Source organism: Panacagrimonas sp., assembly GCF_965216805.1.
Lineage (GTDB): Bacteria > Pseudomonadota > Gammaproteobacteria > Nevskiales > Nevskiaceae > Panacagrimonas.
Window position 1 is genome coordinate 679,438 of the sequence record NZ_CBDCGN010000003.1, and the last position, 20,767, is coordinate 700,204.

Below are 20,767 nucleotides of genomic sequence, written 5' to 3' on the forward strand. Positions count from 1 at the left end.
TTGGCCGGGCTGCGATGGGCAGTTCGCACCCGAGGCCAGTAAGCTAGCCCCAGGGATCAGCCGTGAAACTTGGGGTTTCGCATTTACGACATCGCCATCGTCGGGTCGGGCCCAGGAGGATTGTCTGCCGCGTGCCGCGCGGCGGAAATGGGCGACTCGCACATTCTGTTTGAAGCCCAGCCGCATCTGTCGAACACGATCTTCCGCTATCAGAAGGGCAAGCACGTGATGGCGGAGCCCGCGGTGCTGCCGCTGCGCGCATCGGCCGGGTTCGAGGCCGGTGCCCGCGAACAACTGCTGGCGCGCTGGACCCAGGATGTCGCCCAGCACAAGGTCAACGTGCGCTTTCGCACCGAGGTCTCGGCGATCCGCAAGAGCGCCTCGGGTTTCGACCTGACCCTGACCGACGGCTCGAACTGCCAGGCCCGCCACGTGGTGCTGGCGATCGGGGTGCAGGGCAACCCGCGCAAGATGGATGTCCCCGGCGAGGAGCTGCCGCACGTCCAGTACCAGCTCGACGATCCGGACGAATATCGCGGCGAGGTGATCGTGGTGGTCGGCGCGGGTGACGCCGCCATCGAAAACGCGGTGGCGCTGGCCCGTCACAACACCGTGCACATCGTCAATCGCAAGGGCGAGTTCTCCCGCGCCAAGGACGGCAACAACCAGCTCATTCTGCAGGCCATCGAGCGCGGCAAGGTTCAGTGCCACTACCACAGCGCGCCGGAGGCGATTACCGCTGCCGCCAGCGGCGCCAACCGCCGCATGGTGCTGCGGCTCAACTCACGCGACGGCGTGGTCGATCTACGCTGCGACCGCATCATCGCGCGGCTCGGCGCGACGCCGCAGCGCAGCTTCGTCGAAGCCTGCGGGGTGAAGTTTCCCAACGCCGACCCCGCCGCCGTACCGCAGGTCTCGCCGCGGTACGAGTCCAACGTCTCCGGGCTGTACCTGGTCGGCGCGCTGGCCGGCTATCCGCTGATCAAGCAGGCGATGAACCAGGGCTACGAGGTGGTGGAGTTCATCGGCCGGCGGCCGGTGGAGCCGGCCGACGAGCCGCTGTTGCGGCGCAAGCTCAAGGTGTTCTCGGCCTTTCCCGATGTCACCCTGTTCCTCGACATCCTGGCCGACCGCTCGCCGATCTTCGGTGCCATGAACCGGCTGCAGTTGCGCGAGCTGCTGCTGGAAAGCCGCTTCTCGGAGCCCAAGCCCGACTCGAAGATTTATGAGGCGGGCGATTACGGGACTGCGGTCTACGTGATCATGGCCGGCAACGTGTTCGTGCAACTCGGCACCCAGTCGCCGGGCAAGCAGCGCGAACTCAAGGCCGGCGAGATCTTCGGCGAACTGGCGGTGATCTCGGGACGGCCGAGAACGGCCGGTGTGACCGCCGGCAAGCGCTGCGTGCTGCTGGAGGTGCCGCGCCGCACCATGCTCAAGCTGCTGGCGGCCAACGAAGCGGTACGGGCCCACGTCGATCGCGTGTTCGCTACGCGCGCGCTCGACCGCTTCCTGCTGCAGGGCGAGGACGACGATCAGTTCACGCCGGTCATCGAATCTGCGGTGCTGTGCCAGTTCAAGGCTGGCGAAGACATCTACGCGCATGGACAGGCGGCAGATACCGTGCACCTGATCCGTTCCGGTTCGGTTGCCCTGTCCGCGCGTTCGGGAAGCCGGGACGTGGTGCTGCAGTATCTGGCGGCCGGACAGTATTTCGGCGAGGTCGACGTGATTCTCGGTACCGCCCGCAGCCAGTCGGCCAAGGCGGCGATCAAGACCGAGACCATCTGCATTTCGGCGCAAACCTTTCTCGACGTGCTGTCGCGGCATCCCAAGACGCAGGCGGCCGTACGCGCAAGGTTCCAGCAGCAAATGCAGCAGCGCATGCGTCTGGAGAGCGATCCCGAGCGCGGCGAGCGCATCGATTTTCTGCTGCAGCAGGGTTTCGGCGAGGCCACCGATGCGCTGCTGATCGACGAGAGCCTGTGCGTGCGCTGCGACCAGTGCGAAAAGGCCTGCGCCGCCACCCACGGCAATGTGTCGCGGCTGGACCGCGAGGCCGGCGCCACCTTCGACAACCTGCACGTGCCCACCTCGTGCCGGCATTGCGAGCACCCGCACTGCATGAAGGACTGTCCGCCCGATGCCATCCGCCGCGCTCCGAACGGCGAGGTGTATATCGAACCGACCTGCATCGGCTGCGGCAACTGCGAGCGCAACTGCCCCTACGGCGTGATCCAGATGGGGGTGAAAACCGAGGACCAGCCCAGCCTGTGGCGCTGGCTGCTGCTGGGCAAGGGCATGGCCCCTGGCGACGAGGTGCACGACTACCCCAAGGGTGCGGCGAAGAAGGCGGTGAAGTGCGACATGTGCAAGGACCGGCCGTCCGGCCCGGCCTGCGTGCAGGCCTGCCCGACCGGCGCCGCCATCCGCGTCGGACCCGAGGCGTTCTTCAAGGTGCTGGCCCGTGGCGGACGCTAGGCGCCACCCCGCCGATCGTCCGGAGGCCGCGCAGGCACACACCTCGTTCCTGGCCTACCGCGGCGGTCGCTTCCTGTGGATCGCGCTGGGGCTGTGCGTTGCCAGTGCGCTGCTTTACGCGTGGCACGACCCGATCGAAGGCAGGAGCGGCAGCACCTGGCTCGGCTACAGCCTGGGCATCCTGGGCGTCGCGCTGATCGCCTGGCTGGCCTGGCTGGGCGTGCGCAAGCGCCAGTTCCAGACCGGCCGCGGCGCGCTGGTCGCCTGGGTCTCGGCGCATGTGTATCTGGGACTGTCGCTGCTGGTGATCGGCACCTTGCACGCCGCATTCCAGCTCGGCTGGAACGTACACTCCCTGGCCTGGCTGTTGATGGTGCTGGTGATCGTCAGCGGCGTCTACGGCGTGATCGCCTACGCCGTGCTGCCGTCCGGGATCACCACCGGCCGCAACCAGATGGAGTTCCGCGAAATGGTCGAACAGTTCGACGATCTCAACGAAACCCTGCTGGCCCTGGCCGATCGCATCGACCCCGAGACTCACGCGATCGTGACGCGCTCGGTGTCCCGATCCCGCATCGGCGGCAGCGCATGGCAGCAGCTCAGCGGTCGTTATCCCAAGCCCGGCGAACAGGGCATGCTGGAGCGCCTGCTCAGTCCGGGGCGGACGGCCGACGCCCCCGCGAATCCGACGTTGAGCCTGCTCACTACGGCTGGCACGGCGCAGAGCTGCACCACCACCAGCAGCCCCACGATGATGTTCATGGCGCGGCGCATCTTCGCCGGCCGTACAGCTGACCGGGGCGAGGACATCCAGAAACTGTTGCAGACGCTGGGCCGGCGCAACGCCTTGCGCGACCGCATCAATCGCGACATCACCCGGCGCGCACGGATGAATGTATGGCTGTACGTGCACATTCCGCTGACCGTGGCCCTGCTGGCGGCCTTGCTGGTCCATGTGCTGGCCGTGTTCCTGTACTGGTAGGTCATGAGCGTCGTCATCCGCCGCCGGTCCTCCACGGGCGCCGCCCTCGATCAAGCCGTCGAGGGGATCGTCTCGGTGGGGCGTGCGACCGACAATACCGTCGAACTGCCCGGCCTGCGGGTGGCACTGCACCATCTGCGGTTGACGCCGCTGTCGCCGATGTCGTTGCGTGCCGAAAGTGTTTCGAGCGCGGATTTCTGGCTCAACGGGCGGCCCGGACAACGCACCGCGGACCTGGTGGCGGGCGACCAGATCGACGTCGGCCTGCACAGCCTGCGCGTGGGTGTGCTGGGCGCGCAGGGGCCGGTGGTGCTGGAAGTCCTGGAGCAGGATGCGGCCGGCACACCCGATTCCGAGCGAGCCGCCACGACCTTGGCGCAGACCGGTTGGCGGCCGCGGCGTTGGGCCTATGGCCTGCTCGCCGCGGTACTGCTGATGGGTCTGGCCATGCCGCTGGCGATGCGCTACGTGCCTCATCCGGCGGCGCTGGCGTCGTGGCTGCCGACCGACCACCTGTGGTCTTCGGGTCGTGTCAGCAACGCCCATCTCGGTTTCGGCCACGATTGCCGGGTCTGCCACGTTCGGCTGTTCGAGCCGGTACGCGACGAGCAGTGTCTGGACTGTCACGCCGAGGTTGCAGCCCACATCGACGATCCCGCCGCGCTGCGCCAGGCCGAGCTGCAGTCGCGAAGCTGCGCCAGCTGCCACTTCGAGCACGGCGGGGCGGACGTGGTGCTCAACCGGCACGATGGACTGTGCGTGGACTGTCACGGCAGCCCGGAAGATTTTGCGTCGCTGGATGTCGCGCATGCCATCGAGGATTTCGACCGTTCGCATCCGCCGTTCAGGGTGCAGGTGGGCGTGCGCGACGACAGCGGTATTGGCCGCCAGCGTCAGCCGCTGAATGCGCAGACCCGGGACGCCAGCGGCCTGATCTTCCCGCACGATCTGCACCTGGACGCGCGCGGGATTCGCGGCCCGGATGGAGCCGAGGTGCTGATTTGTGCCAGTTGTCATTCGGCGGATCGCGCCTCGTTCGGCTTCGTCGCGCTGCGCTTCGAAAACGATTGCCAGCGCTGCCACCAGCTCGAAGTGGACTTCGCGGGGGAGTCCCTGCGTCTGCCGCATGCCGATGGCGCGGCGGTTCGAACCTTGTTGAACGAGGCGCGGCTGCGCGCCGAGGTCGATCCCGATTCGCGCAAACCGGCGGCGCCGGCAACGGTTCGGCAGCGTCCCGGCGAGTCCGCGGACCGCGGCGACGAGGTCACTGCGCTGGATTCCATCGACGAGGTGTTCGACCGGCGCGTCTGCGCCAAGTGCCACGACGTGCGCCAGCAGCCTGGCCGGCCGCTGGACGTGGACGCACCGGACCTGCGCCAGTCGTGGATGGTGCACGCACGATTCACCCACGAGCCGCATCAGGCGATGAGGTGCGAGGCCTGTCATGCCGCAGGCAACTCGCAGGATTCCAACGATCTGATGCTGCCGCAGATCGAAACTTGCCGGGCCTGTCACGCCGCAGTAGATTCGCTGGACAGGTTCGAGACGCGCTGTGCGGACTGTCACCGGTTTCATCAGGCGATGCGGTCGCACGCGGGCAAGTTCACGGGGGTGCTTGCCGATGAAATGGGGGGCCGACCGTAGAGGCAGGCACACGCGACTCGCTGACCCCTGGGCCGCGGTGGCAGCGGCTTTGTTGCTGACCGCCTGTGGTGGTGACGAGCGCGGCGCGGACGGCACCGGAATCGGTGGTACCCCCTGCAGCGGTTTCTGCCTGGATGTGCCCACCCGCCTGTCGACCAACGATGTCGGTCTGGTCGTGGCGCAGGCCGTTGCGGAGGCCGACGCGCAGGGCGTGGCCGCCACCATCGCGGTGACCGATCGCGTCGGTAATGTGCTGGCGGTGTACCGCATGAACGGCGCGCCCGCCGCGGTGCGCGTCGGCTCGCCGGCCGGTTCGGGGCCGATCGACGGTGGCCTCGAAGGCATCTCGCTGGTGCCGGCGGAGTTGTCGGCTATCGCCAAGGCGGTCACCGGCGCCTACCTGTCGTCGGAAGGCAACGCCTTCACCACGCGCACGGCCAGCCAGATCGTGCAGGCCAACTTCAATCCGGGCGAGGGCAACCAACCCGGCGGTCCCCTGTTCGGCGTGCAGTTCTCGCAACTGCCGTGCTCGGACCTGTCGACGCGATTCGTGGCCGGCGCCGGTCCCGGACCGGGGCCGCATCGTTCGCCGCTGGGCCTGTCGGCCGATCCGGGCGGATTGCCGCTGTACAAGAACGGCACCGTGGTAGGCGGCATCGGCGTCGAATCCGATGGGCTGTACACGCTCGATCCTTCCCTGCTCGACTTCGACCGCGCGCCGGACGAGCTGCTGGCCGTGGCCGGCAGTTTCGGATTCGCTGCGCCGCTGGATCGCCGTGCCGACCGCATTACCGTCGACGGCAAGACAGTGCGTTTCAGCGACGTGGATTTCGCCGATCTGGCTGCCGATCCGCGGCAGGCGCCGGCGTTTGCCAGCCTCTCCGGTGGCGCACTGCTGGCGGTGCGCGGTTACACCGAGGCCAGCCCGGTGCTGGTGGCCGGTACCGCGTTCGGGCAGGTCGAATCGGGATACGTGCCGGCCACCGCTGCAGGATTTGCCGAACGCGACGCGGTAGTGCTGGTCGATGCCGCCGGCAACAACCGCTTTGCCCCCGTGGCGGGTTCGCTGCTGAGCCAGGCGGAAGTTCGTCAGGTGATGCTGTCGGCACTGGACGTCGCCAACCGCGCCCGCGCACAGATCCGCAGGCCGACCGGCAGTTCCATGCGCGCCACGGTGTCGGTGGTGGGCCTGGACGGCGGCATCCTGGGCATTGCGCGCACGCGTGATGCGCCGGTCTTCGGCACCGACGTGTCTCTGCAGAAGGCACGCACTGCGCTGGCGTTCTCGCTGCCCGGCATCGCCGCGACGCTGGCCGCGCTGCCGCCGGCCGCGTACCTGGTGCCGGACAGCGCCACCCCCGCCGAACTGCGACGTGTCGACTTCGCCGACTACGTGACCGACACGCGCCAGTTTCTCGGCATTCCGACCGCGCTGGACGACGGCGCCATCGCCTTTGCCAATCGCAGCGTCGGCAATCTTTCGCGACCGTTCTTTCCCGACGGTGTGGCCGGGTCGCGCCATGGGCCGTTCTCCAAGCCGGCCGGGCAGTGGAGCCCGTTCTCCACCGGTCTGCAACTGGATCTGGGCTACAACGCCGTGGTCCGCCACGTGGCCTTCGTCGCCGGCCTGGTGCCGACCGACGTCGATCGGGTCTGCGCTGGCGTGACGCCGCTGAACAATGGCCTGGCGCCGACGCCGGGCCTGCCGCCGCTGGTGAACAACGGTATCCAGATCTTTCCGGGCAGCGTGCCGATCTATCGGGGGCAGGACCTGGTCGGTGCCGTCGGTGTTTCCGGTGACGGCATCGAGCAGGACGACATGGTGGCCTTCCTCGGCCTGCACGAGGCCGGGCTGGCGCTGGGCGGCAGCATCGGCAACGCGCCGCCCGCGCGGCGTGCCGACCAACTGCTGATCGACGGCGTGCGACCGCGTTACATCCAGTGCCCGCAGGCGCCGTTCCTGGATTCCGACGAGCAGGACGTCTGTGCGAACAAATAGCCTGCCCCTGCTGATGGTGTTGATCGCTGCGCTGGCGACATTGCCGGTCAATGCGCAGGATCGTCGCCGTCCCGGGGCGCAGGCGGAGCGCGATACCGAGGTGCCGGCCGATGCCGAGCGGCCGCCGTCGGCAACGCCCGGGTCTGCCGTCGAGCCTGAAGCCGGCGCGGCGTCGCCATCCAAAGCGCCACCGGCGGCAGCCGTGCCGGTGCGGCGCCGTCCTGGCGAAGTCAGCGAAGGCGAAGCCATCAAGCCTGCGGTCCCGACCCCCGAGGCCGTGCCCGCCGATCCGTCGCTGCGGCGCCGGCCCGGCCAGCCCGCGGCCGGCGCGGTCACCGCGGACGGCGAGCGCCCCGATCCCGGCTCGCCGCTGACCGGCCCGCGCAAGCCTTTCAATCACAACCGCCGGTCCGGCCTGCAGGCGGTGGTCAAGCCGGCGCCCGACGCCGAGTACCGCAAGACCCTGGTCGCCGACCGCTGGCAGCTCACGCGCCAGCTCGGACTGACCGACTTTCCGCTCTACGATCCCTACAACCAGAACACGCTCAAGGCCGATCGGCCGCTGTACGACGACTGGTTCTTCAGCCTGGGCGCGATCTCGGACACCGTGGTCGAACCGCGCCGGGTACCGACACCGGTAGGCGCGCAGGTCGAGGACCGCAGTGGCCAGCTCAACGTCATCGGCGAAGGCGAACAGGTGGTGTTCGCGCAATCGCTGATCGTGCCGCTGATCTATCTCAAGGGCGATACCACCTTCCGTCCGCCCGACTGGGAGTTCCATTTCACACCGGCCTTCCAGTTCAACCGGGTGGAGGTCGAACAGATTCGCGCCCTGCGCATCGATCCGCGCAAAGGCACTGATCGCGAAGACGATCACTTCGCGGTGCAGGAGCTGTTTGTCGACTACCACATCCGCAACGTGTCGGATCGTTACGACTTCGACAGCATCCGCGCCGGCATCCAGCCCTTCACTGCGGACTTTCGCGGTTTCCTGTTCCAGGACCTGCAGCTCGGCGTGCGCCTGTTCGGCACCCGCGACAACAACCGCTGGCAGTACAACCTGGCGTGGTTCCGCCGTGTCGAGAAGGACACCAACTCCCTGCTCAACGACCTCGGCCAGCCGCTGCGCAAGGACGACATCTTCGTCGCCAATCTGTACCGGCAGGACTTCCCGGTACTGGGCCACACCTCGCAACTGGTGGTGCTGCACAACCGCAATCGCGAAGGCGACGAGGGCAGCCACTTCAACACCAACGGCTTCATCGAACGCCCTGCCTCGCTGGGCCGCGAGACCTTCCGCAACTACGACATCACCTATGTGGGCTTCAACGGCGACGGTCATTTCGGCCGCTTCAATCTGACCAGCTCGGCCTACTTCGCCTTCGGCGACCAGGACCAGGGCGTGCTGTTCCCGGGGCCGGTGGATGTGCGGGCGTTCTTCCTGGCCGCCGAGGGCGGCGTCGACTTCGACTGGCGACGCGTGCGCGTGTCGCTGCTCTACGCCAGCGGCGACGACGATCCTTTCGACGACGTCGAAACCGGCTTCGATGCGGTGCTGGAAAACCCGCTGTTCGCCGGCGGGTCCGACACCAACTACTGGACCCGCCAGAGCGTGCCGCTGATCGGTGGCGGCATCGTCGGCATCTCCGGCCGCAACGGCCAGCTCAACTCGCTGCGCTCCTCGCTGCTCGAGGGCCAGTCCAACTTCGCCAATCCCGGCACCGTGCTGGCCGGTGTCGGCCTAGATCTGGACCTGATGGCGCAGCTACGGGTGTCGCTGAATGCCAACCAGCTGTGGTTTGCCGATTCCGAAATCGTCGAGGTGTACCGCAATCAGGGCGGCATCGACCGCGACATCGGGGTGGATCTGTCGGTGGCGGCGATCTGGCGACCGTTTGCGACTCAGAACGTGGTGGTGCGCGCCTCCGGCGCCGCGTTGCTGCCGGGCAAAGCCTACGAGCAGCTATACGGCGACGAGACCGGCTATTCGTTTCTGCTCAACCTGATCCTGAGCTACTGACCATGGACCGCCTGCCTGCGATGCACCTGCTCCTGGCCCTGCTCTTGCTGGTGGCCGGCGCGGCCCTCGGCACCGCCCAGGCCGCCGGCGGGGAAAATCCGCAGTCGATCGACTACGCCGCATCCGCGCCGGCACCGCGCGCGCAGACGCAGACCCAGGCCGACGACAAGAGCGCCGGTTGCGTGAGCTGCCACACCGACACCGACCAGAAGACCATGCATCGCCAGCCGGGCGTGATTCTCGGCTGCATCGACTGTCACGGCGGCGATGCGATGGTGAGCAAGCCCAGCGGGTTCGATCGCGGCAGCGCCGAGTACGAGGGCGCCTTGTCCCGCGCCCATGTCCTGCCCTTGTATCCGCAGACCTGGCACTGGCCGGATTCGGCCAATCCGGAGCACACCTATGCCCTGCTCAACCGCGAAAGTCCGGAGTTCGTCCGCTTCGTCAACCCCGGCGACTATCGCGCCGCCCGCGAAGCCTGCGGCGCCTGCCACCTGCCCATCATCGAAGCCGCCGAGCGCAGCCTGATGGCGACCAGCGCCATGCTGTGGGGCGGCGCCAGCTACAACAACGGCATCCTGCCGTTCAAGCGCTACCTGCTGGGCGAGTCCTACACGACGGCAGGCGAGGCCGCTGCCCTGCACGGCCCGGTCAAACCCGACGCCAACATGACCGACAAGGGCGTGATCGAAACGCTCTACCCGCTGCCGTCGTGGGAAACCACGCCGCCGGCCGATGTGTTCCGCGTGTTCGAGCGCGGCGGACGCAACGTTCTTTCGCTGTTCCCCGAAACCGGCCTGCCCAACGTGGCCGGCAATATCCAGCGGCTGGAAGAGCCCGGCCGTCCCGACCTCAAGCAGTCCAATCGCGGCCCCGGCACCGGCAACCGTATCGCGGTGCCGGTCCTCAACATCCACAAGACGCGCCTGAACGATCCGCACACCTGGTTCATGGGCACCAACGACCAGCCCGGCGACTACCGCAGTTCGGGGTGCTCGGCCTGTCACGTGGTCTACGCCAACGATCGCGACCCGCGCCATAGCGGCCCCTACGCCAAGCTCGGACACACCGGCGAAACCGACACCGCCGACCCCACCATCGCGCGCGGCGAGTCGGGGCATCCGCTGCAACACGCGTTCACCTCCGCCATCCCCACCAGCCAGTGCATGGTTTGCCACATGCACCAGCCCAACGTGTTCGTGAACAGCTTCCTTGGCTACACCATGTGGGACTACGAGTCCGATGCGCCGCACATGTGGCCCAAGGAGGAAAAAACGCCGACGGACGCCGAGATCCGCGAGATCAATCGGCGCAATCCCGAAGAGGCCGCCATCCGCGGCAACTGGGGCGATCCGGATTTCCTCGAGAAGGTCAGCGAGCTCAACCCCAAGCTCAAGGACACCCAGTTCGCCGACTACCACGGCCACGGCTGGAATTTCCGTGCCGTGTTCAAGCGCGATCGCAAGGGGCGCCTGCTGGACGCCGACGGCAACATCGTCGCGGACGACGATCCGGACAAGTTCGACAAGGCGGTGCACATGTCCTCGGTGCACGTCGATGTCGGCATGCATTGCGTGGATTGTCACTTCTCGCAGGACATGCATGGCGACGGCCACATCTACGGGGAGGTTGCGCAAGCCATCGAGATCGAATGCGTGGACTGCCACGGCACTGCCGATACCTATCCCAGCCTGCTCACCAGCGGCCCGGCGGCGCCGGATGGCGGCAACGATCTGTCGGTCGCGCGCACGCCGTTCGGCGAGCGTCGCTTCGAGTGGATCGGCGGCAAGCTGATCCAGCGCTCCAGCGTCACCGAGGGCCTGCAGTGGGAGATGAGTCTGGTCAAGGACAGCGTCACCCAGGGCAACGCGCACTACAACGAGAAGGCCGCGCGCGCCAAGCTGGTGTCGGCCGACGTGGCGAAGCAGGACTGGGGCACGGGCGTGGCGCCGCAGGATCGCGCGCATCAGGATGAAGAGATGATGTGCGCCACCTGCCATACCTCGTGGACCACCAGCTGCGGCGGCTGCCACCTGCCGATCCAGGCCAACTGGAAATCCGACGGCCTGCACTACGAGGGGGAAGAGGCGCGCAACTTCGCCACCTACAACCCGCAGGTGGCGCGTGACGACGTGTTCCAGCTCGGCAAGCATGGCCCGGCCAAGGGCAATCGCATCGCGCCGGTGCGCTCGTCGAGCGCGCTGGTGCTGTCGTCCACCAACGCCAACCGCGAGAAGATCTACATCCAGCAGCCGCCGGTGGCAGCCAGCGGATTTTCCTCGCAGGCGTTCGCGCCGCACTACCCGCATACCGAGCGCAAGACCGAGACCAAGGCTTGCGAGGACTGTCATTTGTCCGCCGCCAACGACAACAACGCGATCATGGCGCAGCTGCTGCTGCACGGCACCAACTTCATGAACTTCATCGGCTACAACGCCTGGGTCGGCGGTGACGATGCGGTTTCCGCGGTCACGGTTACCGAGTGGGATGAACCACAGGCGGTCATCGGCAGCTATCTGCATCGCTATGCCTACCCGGCACGCCATCAGGCGCACGAAGCCCGCGGCCGCGAGCTGGCCGAAGAGTACTCGCACGGCACCGGCGATCGCGTCGGCTGTCTGCAGTTGCGCGGCGAGTATCTGTACGTGGCGCAGGGCAGCCGCGGCTTTGAGGCCTACGATGTCGCCTCGGTGGCCAACAAGGGCTTCAGCCAGCGCATCATCAGCGCACCGGTCTCCGCTCTGGGCCACAACACCCGGGTGGCCACCCGCAACGCCACCTGCGTGGCCCTGCCGACCAACCAGCCGATCCATCCGGATCGCAATCAGGGCGATCTGATGCGTCTGGTCAACCTGGAGCAGCCCTTCCACCCGATCTACAACTACGCGCTGATCACCGACAGCGAAGAGGGCCTGATCCTGGTCGACATCAACACCCTGTCGGATGGCGAGTTGCGCAACAACTTCTTCGAACGCGCCCTGACCTGGAACGAGGGTGGCGTGCTGGACGGGGCGCGGCATCTGACCGTGGCTGGAAGCTGGGTCTACGTGGCGGCCGATGCCGGCCTGGTGGTCCTGGACCTGTCGCAGCCGTTGGCGCCTAAGGTCGCTGCCACGCTACCGCTGAAAAACGTTCGCGGTAGCGCGCTGCAGTTCCGTTACCTGTTCGTCACCACCGACGAAGGTTTGCAGGTGGTGGATGTCACCCATCCGGCCAAGCCGCGGGTGGTCGATGGGGCCACGGTGGCGTTCCAGGACGCGCGCCGGGTGTATCTGGTGCGCACCTATGCCTATGTCGCCGCCGGCGCTGAAGGACTGGGGATCGTCGACATCACCAACCCCGAACAGCCGGCGCTGTATCAGCAATACACCGCCGACGGCCGGATCACCGATGCCTGGGACGTCAAGGTCGGCGCCACCAACGCCTCGCTATTCGCCTATGTGGCTGACGGCGACGCCGGCCTCAAGGTGATCCAGCTCATGAGTCCGGAAACGCAGCCGGGCTTCTACGGCTTTTCGCCCGATCCCAAGCCGCAACTGGTGGCCACGCGCCAGACCGCGAGCCCGGCGCTGGCCTTGTCTGAAGGCCTGCATCGTGATCGGGCCGTTGACGAAACCGGCGGCCAGATCGCGGTGTTCGGGCGCATCGGTTCGCGGCCGTTCACGTTGAAGGAACAGCAGGAGTTGTTCCTCGACGTCGATGGCGAGCCGTGGTTCGTGACCAACCAGCCGCAGGCATCCGCGCGGTAGCAGCCTGGAAGGCGTCAACCGATGTGCGGGCTCGCGGCGCGGCCTTGCTTGCGGGATTCCGGATTCGCCTCCGGCATCCCGAAAAGACGGAATCCTCGAACTCAGAGCGTCGTCACCCGCTGGCTGATCTGCTGCAGCGTCTTGCGCAATGCTTCGGGATCAAAGGGTCGGGACGGATCGAACGCGGTGAACAGTTGGTCCATGTCCGCGTTCAATGCGTCCTTGCCAATGCCATGCTGGCGCTTGAGATCGGCCAGCAAGGCGTCGATGGCGTAGTAGACCTGCTTGGCGCTGCTGTAGTCGGCGGCGCGCGGCCCGGTGCCGAGCTTGGCCACCTGCTGCATCAACGTGATGGTCTGTGCCTTGGTGATCGCCTGTGCGCCGACCTGCTGCAAGGCTTGGTCGGCAAGGGCGGACAGCGTCGCCGCCTGTTCCTGGACCTTGCCGACCGATTCGCGCGAGGCCTGCTGCAATCCGCGCAAGCCGTCCTGCCACCGACCGCTGGCATCAGGGGTCAGCACGTTCAACACCGCGCCGCTCATCAACAAGTAGGCGTCCATCAGGCGCGGTTCGCCGGCGCCCAGCGCGCCGCCGGTGCCGGTCGACCAGCGCGGCGGCCGCATCGGGTGATGGCAGGCGTTGCAGTCGAAGAACACCAGCTCGGGAAACAGGCCATGGTCCTTGAAGCGCGGGCTGCGCAATTGCTCAAGGTACAACTGCGCCGCCACGATCTGGCCGATGGCCCACAGCCTTGCGCCGGAGACGTGGGCCGGCTTGCGCTTGAGATAGTCGGTATCGATGCGGAAATGTTCCGGCTGGTAGAGGGTGAACGCGCCGACCTCGAATTCCAGCGGCGGGTGACCGGCGCCCATGATGCGGTGATCGATCGGCTTGTCGCCGGTGCCCAGATGACACTGCAGGCACAGCCGGGTACGAGCGACCGGGTCTTCCAGCGGATATAGGCCGGCATCGAGGTTCTGCTGATGCGAGTTGCCCGACACGTGCGGACCCAGCCAGTCCTGTGCGCCGCCGTGGCAGGCCTCGCAGGCCACGCCTTCGGACATCGCGTAGCGGCGGCCGCGCTGCCCAGGCGCGACGTAGTCGGTGTGGCAAACCAGACATTCCTCGGCTTTTGTCGCGTCCTCGATGCCGAGGTTGTCAGCGATGCGCTTGCCGTCTGCGCCCTGCAGCAGCTTGAAGGCGTTGGAGTGAGCGTCCTTGCGCTCCCAGGTGAAGTATTCGTTCTGCAGCACCGGGGAGTCATCGAAAGGCCGCTGCGAACCATGGCAGTTGCTGCCGGCGCAGGTGGCCACACCCAGATGCTGCCACGGCGACTCGAACGGCATCTGCGGGTGCCCGGCCGCCGTCGATGCGGCATAGGCCAATGCCAGGAATCCCATCACACACCGCAACGTGCTTCCCAGCATGTGCCTGCTCCCTGGTGCTGCCGGTGCTTGCAAGGCTACTCGAATTTCAGCCCGGCGCACCCCCGGCGACGGCGTAGCGCGTCTTGATCAGCCGCTTGAGCAGCTTGCCGTTGGGCAGGCGCGGCAGGTTGGCGTCGAACTCCACCCGGCGCGGGCATTTGTAGTGGGCGATGCGCTCGCGGCAGAACGTGATCAGCTCGGCCTTGAGCGCATCGCTGGCCTGTGCCGTGTCGCGCAACTGCACCGCGGCCAACACTTCTTCGCCCAGTTCGGGATGCGGCACGCCAATCACGGCGACGTCCATCACCGCGGGGTGGCCGATGAGCGCGTTCTCGACTTCCTGCGGATAGATGTTGACGCCGCCGGAAATGATCATGAACGCCTTGCGGTCGGTCAGGTACAGGTAGCCTTCGGTGTCCATGTGACCGATGTCGCCCAAGGTGCTCCAGCCCTGCGCGTTGTAGGCGCCGCGGGTCTTGTCCGGGTCCTTGAAGTATTCGAATGGCGGCATGCCGGAAAAATAGATATGGCCGGTCTCGCCGACCGGCAATGCATTGCCGTCTTCATCGCAGACGTGCGCCACACCCAGCACCGCCTTGCCCACCGAGCCCGGGTGGCTCAGCCAATCCTGCGGCGCCACTGCGCAGATGCCGTTGGCCTCGCTGCCGCCGTAGTACTCGTGGATCACCGGGCCCCACCAGTCGAACATCGCGCGCTTGACGTCGGGCGGGCAGGGCGCCGCGGCGTGGACCGCCATCTTCAGACTCGACACGTCGTGCGCGGTGCGCTCGGCGTCCGTCAGTTTGAGCATGCGCACGAACATGGTCGGCACGAACTGCGCGTGAGTGACCCGGTGCTGCGCGATCAGGTGCAACGTCTCCGCGGGGTCGAACTGGCGCATGCACACGATGCGCGCACCGGCACGCAGAAAGGCCATGCACCAGTTCAGCGGCGCGGCGTGATACATCGGTGCGGGCGACAGATAAACCGCCGCGGCACTGGCGCCGTAGTAGCCGGACAGGAACTTGTCGACCGAGCTGGGCGTGCCGAACTCGCGGCCGTCGAGCGGGCGCTTGATGCCCTTGGGTTTGCCGGTGGTGCCGGACGAATAGAACATCACCTGGCCTTCGGCCGGCTCGTGCTCCACCGGTGGGGGTGTATTTGCGTTCATCGCGCTGCGTACCGCGTCCCAGTCGGCGTCGTCGACGTTGAGCGTCTGCGTGCAGCGGCTACCGACCTTGGCGCGCGCCGCGGTTTCGCGGTGCTGAGCCGAGGTGACCATCACCGTGGATTCAGAGTCATCGACGATGTAGGCCACCTCGTCCGGCTTGAGGTGCCAGTTGATCGGCGTGTAGTACAGGCCCATGCGCTGCGCCGCCCAGGTCGTCAGCAGGTACTCCAGGCGATTTTCCATGAAGACCGCGATCACGCCGCCCTTGCGCAGCCCCAGCGCATGAAAGCGGTTGGCCAGTGCGGCGGAGCCCTGATCGAGCTGGCGGAAGCTCAGGCTGGCGCCATCGCTCATGACGATGGCCGGATCGTGCGGGCGCTGCGCAGCGTGATGCGCGATGTGCATGGCCTCTCCTCCCCTGTCGTATTGGACGTTCAGCGCGGTGCCATGCGGATGGCACCATCCAGTCGTATCGACTCGCCGTTGAAGTAACCGTTGGTGACGAGCTGCTCGACCAGCGATGCGAACTCCGCCGGGTCGCCGAGGCGCTTCGGAAACGGCACGCTGGCGGCCAGCGCGGTCTTGACGTTGTCCGGTGCGGCGTTCATCAGCGGCGTGTTGAAGATGCCGGGCAGGATGGTGTTGATGCGGATGTTCTCGGACATCAGGTCGCGTGCGATCGGCAGGGTCATGCCGACCACGCCGGCCTTGGATGCAGAGTACGCGGCCTGACCGATCTGGCCGTCCTGCGCAGCTACCGAGGCAGTGTTGACGATGGCGCCGCGGTCACCGTCGGGCAGCGGCTCCAGGCTCATCATGCCGGCCGCCGAGTGGGCAATGCAGCGGAAGCTGCCGACCAGGTTGATCTGGATGATCTTGTCGAAATTCTCCAGCGGGAAATGCTTGATCGCGCCGGTGGTCTTGTCGCGGCTGGCGGTCTTGATGGCGTTGCCGGTGCCGGCACAGTTGACCAGGATGCGTTCCTGGCCGATGGTGGCGCGGCTGCGGGCAAAACCCTCGGCGACGCTGGCGTCGTCGGTGACATTGACCTTGCAGAACACGCCGCCGAGTTCGGCGGCCAGCGCCTCGCCGCGTTCGGCATTGAGGTCGAACAAGGCCACCCGCACGCCCTGCGCGGCCAGGCGTCGCGCCGCTGCCTCGCCCAGGCCGGAGGCGCCACCGGTGATGACGGCGCTGATGGAGGAATCCAGCTTCATTGCATGCTCCCTTGAATGATGCGTTTGGAAATTCGATTTTGGAGGCGCAAGTAGATCACGTCAGGCGGAAGCCTTGAACTTCATCGGCAGCGACTTGATGCCGTGAATGAAGTTGGAGCGGATGCGCGGCACCGGTCCGCACAGCTCGATGTGGCGGTAGCGCCGCAGCAGTTCTTCCAGAAACACGCGCAACTGCAATTCCGCCACGCGGCTGCCCAGACAGGTGTGCTGGCCGATACCGAAGGCCAGATGACGTTGCTTGAAGCCGCGCCCGATGTCGAAGGTAAACGGCTGCTCCCAGATGTCTTCGTCGCGATTGGCGGACGGATACCACAGCAGGACCTTGTCGCCCTTGGCGATGTGCTGGCCGCGAACCTCGATGTCCTGCATTGCGGTGCGGCGCATGTGCATCACCGGCGATACCCAGCGCACGATCTCGCTCACCGCACCGGGAATCAGCGCAGGATCGTCCACCAGCCGCTGCCATTGTTCGGGATGCTGCGCCAGGGCCAGCAGTCCGCCGGAGATGGAATTGCGGGTGGTCTCGTTGCCGCCCACCAGCACCAGAATCAGGTTGGCGTAGAAGTCGCGCAGGGGCACCTCGGCGCCGTCCTTGTCGCGGCTGATCAGGGTGATGATGTCGGTGCCGCTGCCACCCAGACGACTGGCGCGCAGGTGGCTACCGAACTGCATCAGCTCGCCGATGATCTGCGCCATGTATTCGGGCGAGCGGCGGAATTCGGGGTCGTCCTCGCCGATCAGCGCGTTGGTCCATTCGAACAGCTTGGGCTCGTATTCGGGCGGCGCTTCCAGCAGTTCGGCCAGGGTCTTGATCGGGATCGGCGCGGACAGAGCCGGCACCACATCGAACACGGTGTCTCCTTGCACCTGCTCGAACAACGTCACCACGCGTGCACGGATACGGGTTTCCATATCGCCCAGGCGTGAAGGCGCCACCGCCGCCAGCACCGACAACCGCTGTTGCGCCTGCTTGGGGGGATCGCGCGAGATGAAGGGAATGCCGATGGGGCTCTCGGCACCGGAGCCGGCGACGCCAGCGGTCTGTTCGTCGAACAGCCGGTGGCCGCCGTTTTCGGTGGCCGACGAGAACACCGCCGGATTCTTGGCCGCCGCCGCCAGGTCGTCGTACTTGAGCAGCGACCAGAAGCCGGGGCCGTCGGCCTCGCGGCTCCAGCACACCGGCATGCGCTGCCTCAGGTCGGTAAACAACTCGTGCGGAAAGCCGGTCTCGTAGTGCGCGGCGTCGCCGAGCAGGACCGGCGCCAGCGGCTTGCCATTCTCTAGTGTCATGAAACTCCTCCCGGATGGAGGCTCCCCCGGGAAACCCAGTGCAGGGTCTGCTCGGCAGGAGCCAGTGCGCTACGCTATTCCAGAAATAGACACAGTGTCTATTATTGCGGGTCCGCTTTGCCCGTACCCTTCAGGATTCAAGGAGACCCACCGCATGGACATCACCGCCGCCGTGGTACGCGAAGCGGGCGCTGCCTTCTCCATCGAGACCCTGCAGCTCGACGCGCCCCGCGCCGATGAGGTGCGCGTCCGCATCGTCGGCGCCGGCCTGTGCCACACCGACCTGATCGCGCGCGACCAGGCGATTCCCGTGCCGCTGCCGGCGGTGTTCGGTCACGAGGGCAGCGGCGTGGTGGAGGCGTTAGGCGAACAGGTGCAGGACCTGCAGGTGGGCGACCATGTGGTGCTGAGCTTTTCCTCGTGCGGCGATTGTCTGCGCTGTAGCCAGCACCTGCCCTGCTACTGCCAGCATTTTGTGCCGCTCAACTTCGGCGGTGCGCGGCCGGATGGCAGTGCCGGACTGATGCAGGCGGGCCAGCGTGTCTCCAGCCATTTCTTCGGCCAGTCCTCCTTTGCCACCCACGCGCTGGCCGGTCGGCGCAACGTGGTCAAGGTCGATACGCGTGCGCCGCTGGAACTGCTGGGACCGCTGGGCTGCGGCTTCCAGACCGGTGCCGGTGGCGTGATGCACGCGCTGGCGGCCGAGGCCGGCTCCACCATCGCCATCTTCGGCGGCGGTGCGGTCGGCCTGGCCGCGGTGATGGGCGCGGTGGTGCGGGGATGCCGGGAGATCGTGCTGGTCGAGCCGCACGCCGTGCGTCGCGCGCTGGCGCTCGAACTGGGCGCGACCTGCGTGCTCGATCCCGCCGCCGGTGAGGTGGCCGCGCAAATCCGTGCTCGCGTGCCCGAGGGTGTGGACTATGCGTTCGACAACACCGGCATTCCGGCGGTGGTGGAAACGGCGCTGGCCGCGCTGGCTCCGCACGGCTGCTGCGGCGTGGTGGCGGCCGCCACGCCCGACGCGGCGGTGTCGGTGAACCTGACCGCGCTGGTGCTGGCGGGCCATCGCATCCAGGGCATCGTCGAAGGCGACAGCGACCCGCAGACGCTCATCCCGGAGCTGGTGAGCCTGTTCCTGGCCGGCCGCTTCCCCATCGACAAGCTGATCGCGACCTACCCGCTGGCGCAGATCAATCAGGCGATTTCGGCGCAGCACCACGGCGACTGCGTGAAGGCGGTGTTGTTGCCTTGAGGTTTCTGTGGGGCGCGGTTGCCGGCGTCGGCGGTGCGGGCAAAAAAATGGCGCTCGCGCAGATGTGCGCCAGCGACTTCGCCAGCCGGTTCAGCGCGGCGCCGTCGTAATTTCCGATGAAGCGCGCGCAGTACAGGTCGACCGCCCAGGTCAGGATATCGGCGACCTCGGCGCTGGCCTGCGGATGGGCCTTGCCCTGGCGCCGCACCGCGGCGATCGCACGCCGACTCTCGGCGCACAAACGATCCATCATGTGGCGATACAAAGCCGCCACATCGGGGTCGTAAGGCGCGGTGTCGTTGATGGCGGCCACCAGCGCGCGATGATTGCGGAAGGCCCCCACAATTCCGACCAGCGCGCGTTCGATGTCGTCGCGGTCCGCGTGGCCGGCGTTTTCGAACCACAGGCCAGCACTGCGCACGATATCTTCGGTGAGCTGGCCCATCAGGCGCAGCACCAACTCGCCCTTGTCGCGAAAGTGCAGGTAGAACGTGGCGCGCGCCATGCCCGCTTCGGCGGCGAGCTGTTCCACGGTCAGGCTGCCAAAACTGTGGCCCTGCTCCAGCAGGCGTTCGGTGGCTTGCAGCAGACGCTGTTCGACCGGTGCGCGCTTGGCGGGTCGCTGCATCGGGAAGCGGCCGACACTCAGGTTTCGAGCAAGGCATCGCGCAGCGATACCTGCATCTGCGCGGTCAGTCCGCAGGCTTGCTGCAGGTACTGCACGCTGCCGCCGAAATCGCGCTCCACCGTGTCCAGCGCGGCCTGCAGAAAGTCGGCTCGCACCGAGGCCAGCACCGCCAGTGCTTCGCGCCCGCGCGGACCCATCCTGGCCGGGTCGATGGTCAGGTGCAGGCGCGAGGCGATCAGCCGGTCCAGGGTGTAGCGCCGGCGGGTTTCCAGGTAATCGGCCATCACGACGTCGTCCGACACGCCCAGCGCACGCAGCAGCATGGCCACGACGAAACCGGTGCGGTCCTTGCCGGCCGCGCAGTGCACCAGCAGGGCGGGCGCATCGGGGCGGGCCAGCCGCACGAACAGTTCGCGCAGGTCGCGTGCAAAGGGCGCGGGCATGCGGCGGTAGTTGTCCCGCAGCGCGGCCTGCGCCTGTTCGGCGTCGAAGTCGGGATCGGCAAGCTTGCGACTCCAGCGATCAGGCTGCACCGCGGATAGCTCGGTGCCCAGGTCCAGCGCCAGGTGTTCGTAGGTGCAGCCTGCGGGCCATTGGTTGCCGATGCGCGCGCGCTCGGCCGGGCTGCGCAGGTCGCAGACCAGGCCGATCTGCAGGCTCGCCAATTGCTCAAGGTCGGCGGGCGTCAGTTCCAGCAGCAGCTCGGAGCGGAACAGGCGACGGGCGCGGACGCGGCGGCCATCGGCCGTCGGGTAGCCGCCGAAATCGCGAAAGTTGGGAGAGCTCTGCAGCAGGTAGGTGGTGGAAGACATCGTGCGCGGCAAAAGGCGGACAGGCCTCAAGGATAAACGGCCGGCCGCACATCGGTCGCGCAAGGTGCGGATAG

13 protein-coding genes are annotated in these 20,767 nt (G+C 67.1%); 7 read left to right on the forward strand and 6 right to left on the reverse strand.

Annotation, left to right across the window (positions count from 1 at the left end):
• Positions 1-69: 69 nt before the first annotated feature.
• The 6 genes from ACOOHP_RS16220 to ACOOHP_RS16245 are packed head-to-tail and all read left to right on the forward strand — an operon-like array spanning position 70 to position 12,875.
• Entirely contained in the window at positions 70-2,481 is a 2,412-nt protein-coding gene (locus ACOOHP_RS16220) for an NAD(P)-binding domain-containing protein (protein ID WP_420467524.1), read from the forward strand.
• Positions 2,468-3,463, forward strand: a complete 996-nt coding sequence (locus ACOOHP_RS16225) for a hypothetical protein (RefSeq protein WP_420467525.1) — start codon at positions 2,468-2,470, stop codon at positions 3,461-3,463. The genes ACOOHP_RS16220 and ACOOHP_RS16225 overlap by 14 nt, the downstream gene beginning before the upstream one ends.
• Before the next feature lie 3 nt (positions 3,464-3,466).
• Positions 3,467-5,107, forward strand: coding sequence for a hypothetical protein (locus tag ACOOHP_RS16230; protein ID WP_420467526.1), 1,641 nt, complete (start codon positions 3,467-3,469; stop codon positions 5,105-5,107).
• Between the two features lie 37 nt (positions 5,108-5,144).
• Positions 5,145-7,106: a heme-binding protein gene (locus ACOOHP_RS16235; protein ID WP_420467527.1), complete on the forward strand. Its 1,962-nt coding sequence runs from the start codon at positions 5,145-5,147 to the stop codon at positions 7,104-7,106.
• Positions 7,093-9,126: a hypothetical protein gene (locus ACOOHP_RS16240; RefSeq protein WP_420467528.1), complete on the forward strand. Its 2,034-nt coding sequence runs from the start codon at positions 7,093-7,095 to the stop codon at positions 9,124-9,126. Before ACOOHP_RS16235 ends, ACOOHP_RS16240 begins: the two co-directional genes overlap by 14 nt.
• 2 nt (positions 9,127-9,128) lie before the next feature.
• Positions 9,129-12,875, forward strand: a complete 3,747-nt coding sequence (locus tag ACOOHP_RS16245; RefSeq protein ID WP_420467529.1) for a hypothetical protein — start codon at positions 9,129-9,131, stop codon at positions 12,873-12,875.
• Between the two features lie 101 nt (positions 12,876-12,976).
• On the opposite strand, the gene ACOOHP_RS16250 is transcribed toward ACOOHP_RS16245, so the two are convergent.
• From ACOOHP_RS16250 to ACOOHP_RS16265, 4 genes are read right to left on the reverse strand one after another with little or no spacing between them, the layout of a single operon-like run.
• Positions 12,977-14,302 (reverse strand): multiheme c-type cytochrome, encoded by a 1,326-nt coding sequence (locus ACOOHP_RS16250; protein WP_420467530.1) that lies wholly within the window; start codon positions 14,300-14,302, stop codon positions 12,977-12,979.
• Between the two features lie 46 nt (positions 14,303-14,348).
• Positions 14,349-15,878, reverse strand: a complete 1,530-nt coding sequence (locus ACOOHP_RS16255; protein WP_420467531.1) for an acyl-CoA synthetase — start codon at positions 15,876-15,878, stop codon at positions 14,349-14,351.
• Between the two features lie 29 nt (positions 15,879-15,907).
• Positions 15,908-16,690, reverse strand: coding sequence for an SDR family NAD(P)-dependent oxidoreductase (locus ACOOHP_RS16260; protein WP_420467532.1), 783 nt, complete (start codon positions 16,688-16,690; stop codon positions 15,908-15,910).
• Positions 16,691-16,750: 60 nt separating this feature from the next.
• Positions 16,751-18,001 carry a cytochrome P450 gene (locus ACOOHP_RS16265; protein ID WP_420467533.1) on the reverse strand — a complete coding sequence of 417 codons (1,251 nt, stop codon included), beginning with the start codon at positions 17,999-18,001 and terminating at the stop codon, positions 16,751-16,753.
• Positions 18,002-18,155: 154 nt separating this feature from the next.
• On the opposite strand from ACOOHP_RS16265, the gene ACOOHP_RS16270 reads away from it, so the two are divergent.
• Entirely contained in the window at positions 18,156-19,253 is a 1,098-nt protein-coding gene (locus ACOOHP_RS16270; protein ID WP_420467534.1) for an NAD(P)-dependent alcohol dehydrogenase, read from the forward strand.
• Here the strand turns inward: ACOOHP_RS16270 and ACOOHP_RS16275 are convergent.
• Positions 19,192-19,881, reverse strand: a complete 690-nt coding sequence (locus ACOOHP_RS16275) for a TetR/AcrR family transcriptional regulator (protein WP_420467535.1) — start codon at positions 19,879-19,881, stop codon at positions 19,192-19,194. The genes ACOOHP_RS16270 and ACOOHP_RS16275 overlap by 62 nt on opposite strands.
• Positions 19,882-19,898: 17 nt before the next feature.
• Complete coding sequence (locus ACOOHP_RS16280; RefSeq protein ID WP_420467536.1) at positions 19,899-20,693, reverse strand: tyrosine-protein phosphatase; 795 nt, start codon at positions 20,691-20,693, stop codon at positions 19,899-19,901.
• Positions 20,694-20,767: the final 74 nt, after the last annotated feature.

What these genes read in the sequence shown, in the direction of transcription:
- ACOOHP_RS16230 (WP_420467526.1), top strand. Translation starts at nt 3,467, where the DNA reads ATGAGCGTCGTCATCCGCCGCCGGTCCTCCACGGGCGCCGCCCTCGAT.
- ACOOHP_RS16245 (WP_420467529.1), top strand. Translation starts at nt 9,129, where the DNA reads ATGGACCGCCTGCCTGCGATGCACCTGCTCCTGGCCCTGCTCTTGCTG.
- ACOOHP_RS16250 (WP_420467530.1), bottom strand. Translation starts at nt 14,302, where the DNA reads ATGCTGGGAAGCACGTTGCGGTGTGTGATGGGATTCCTGGCATTGGCC.
- ACOOHP_RS16255 (WP_420467531.1), bottom strand. Translation starts at nt 15,878, where the DNA reads ATGCACATCGCGCATCACGCTGCGCAGCGCCCGCACGATCCGGCCATC.
- ACOOHP_RS16260 (WP_420467532.1), bottom strand. Translation starts at nt 16,690, where the DNA reads ATGAAGCTGGATTCCTCCATCAGCGCCGTCATCACCGGTGGCGCCTCC.
- ACOOHP_RS16265 (WP_420467533.1), bottom strand. Translation starts at nt 18,001, where the DNA reads ATGACACTAGAGAATGGCAAGCCGCTGGCGCCGGTCCTGCTCGGCGAC.
- ACOOHP_RS16270 (WP_420467534.1), top strand. Translation starts at nt 18,156, where the DNA reads ATGGACATCACCGCCGCCGTGGTACGCGAAGCGGGCGCTGCCTTCTCC.
- ACOOHP_RS16275 (WP_420467535.1), bottom strand. Translation starts at nt 19,881, where the DNA reads ATGCAGCGACCCGCCAAGCGCGCACCGGTCGAACAGCGTCTGCTGCAA.
- ACOOHP_RS16280 (WP_420467536.1), bottom strand. Translation starts at nt 20,693, where the DNA reads ATGTCTTCCACCACCTACCTGCTGCAGAGCTCTCCCAACTTTCGCGAT.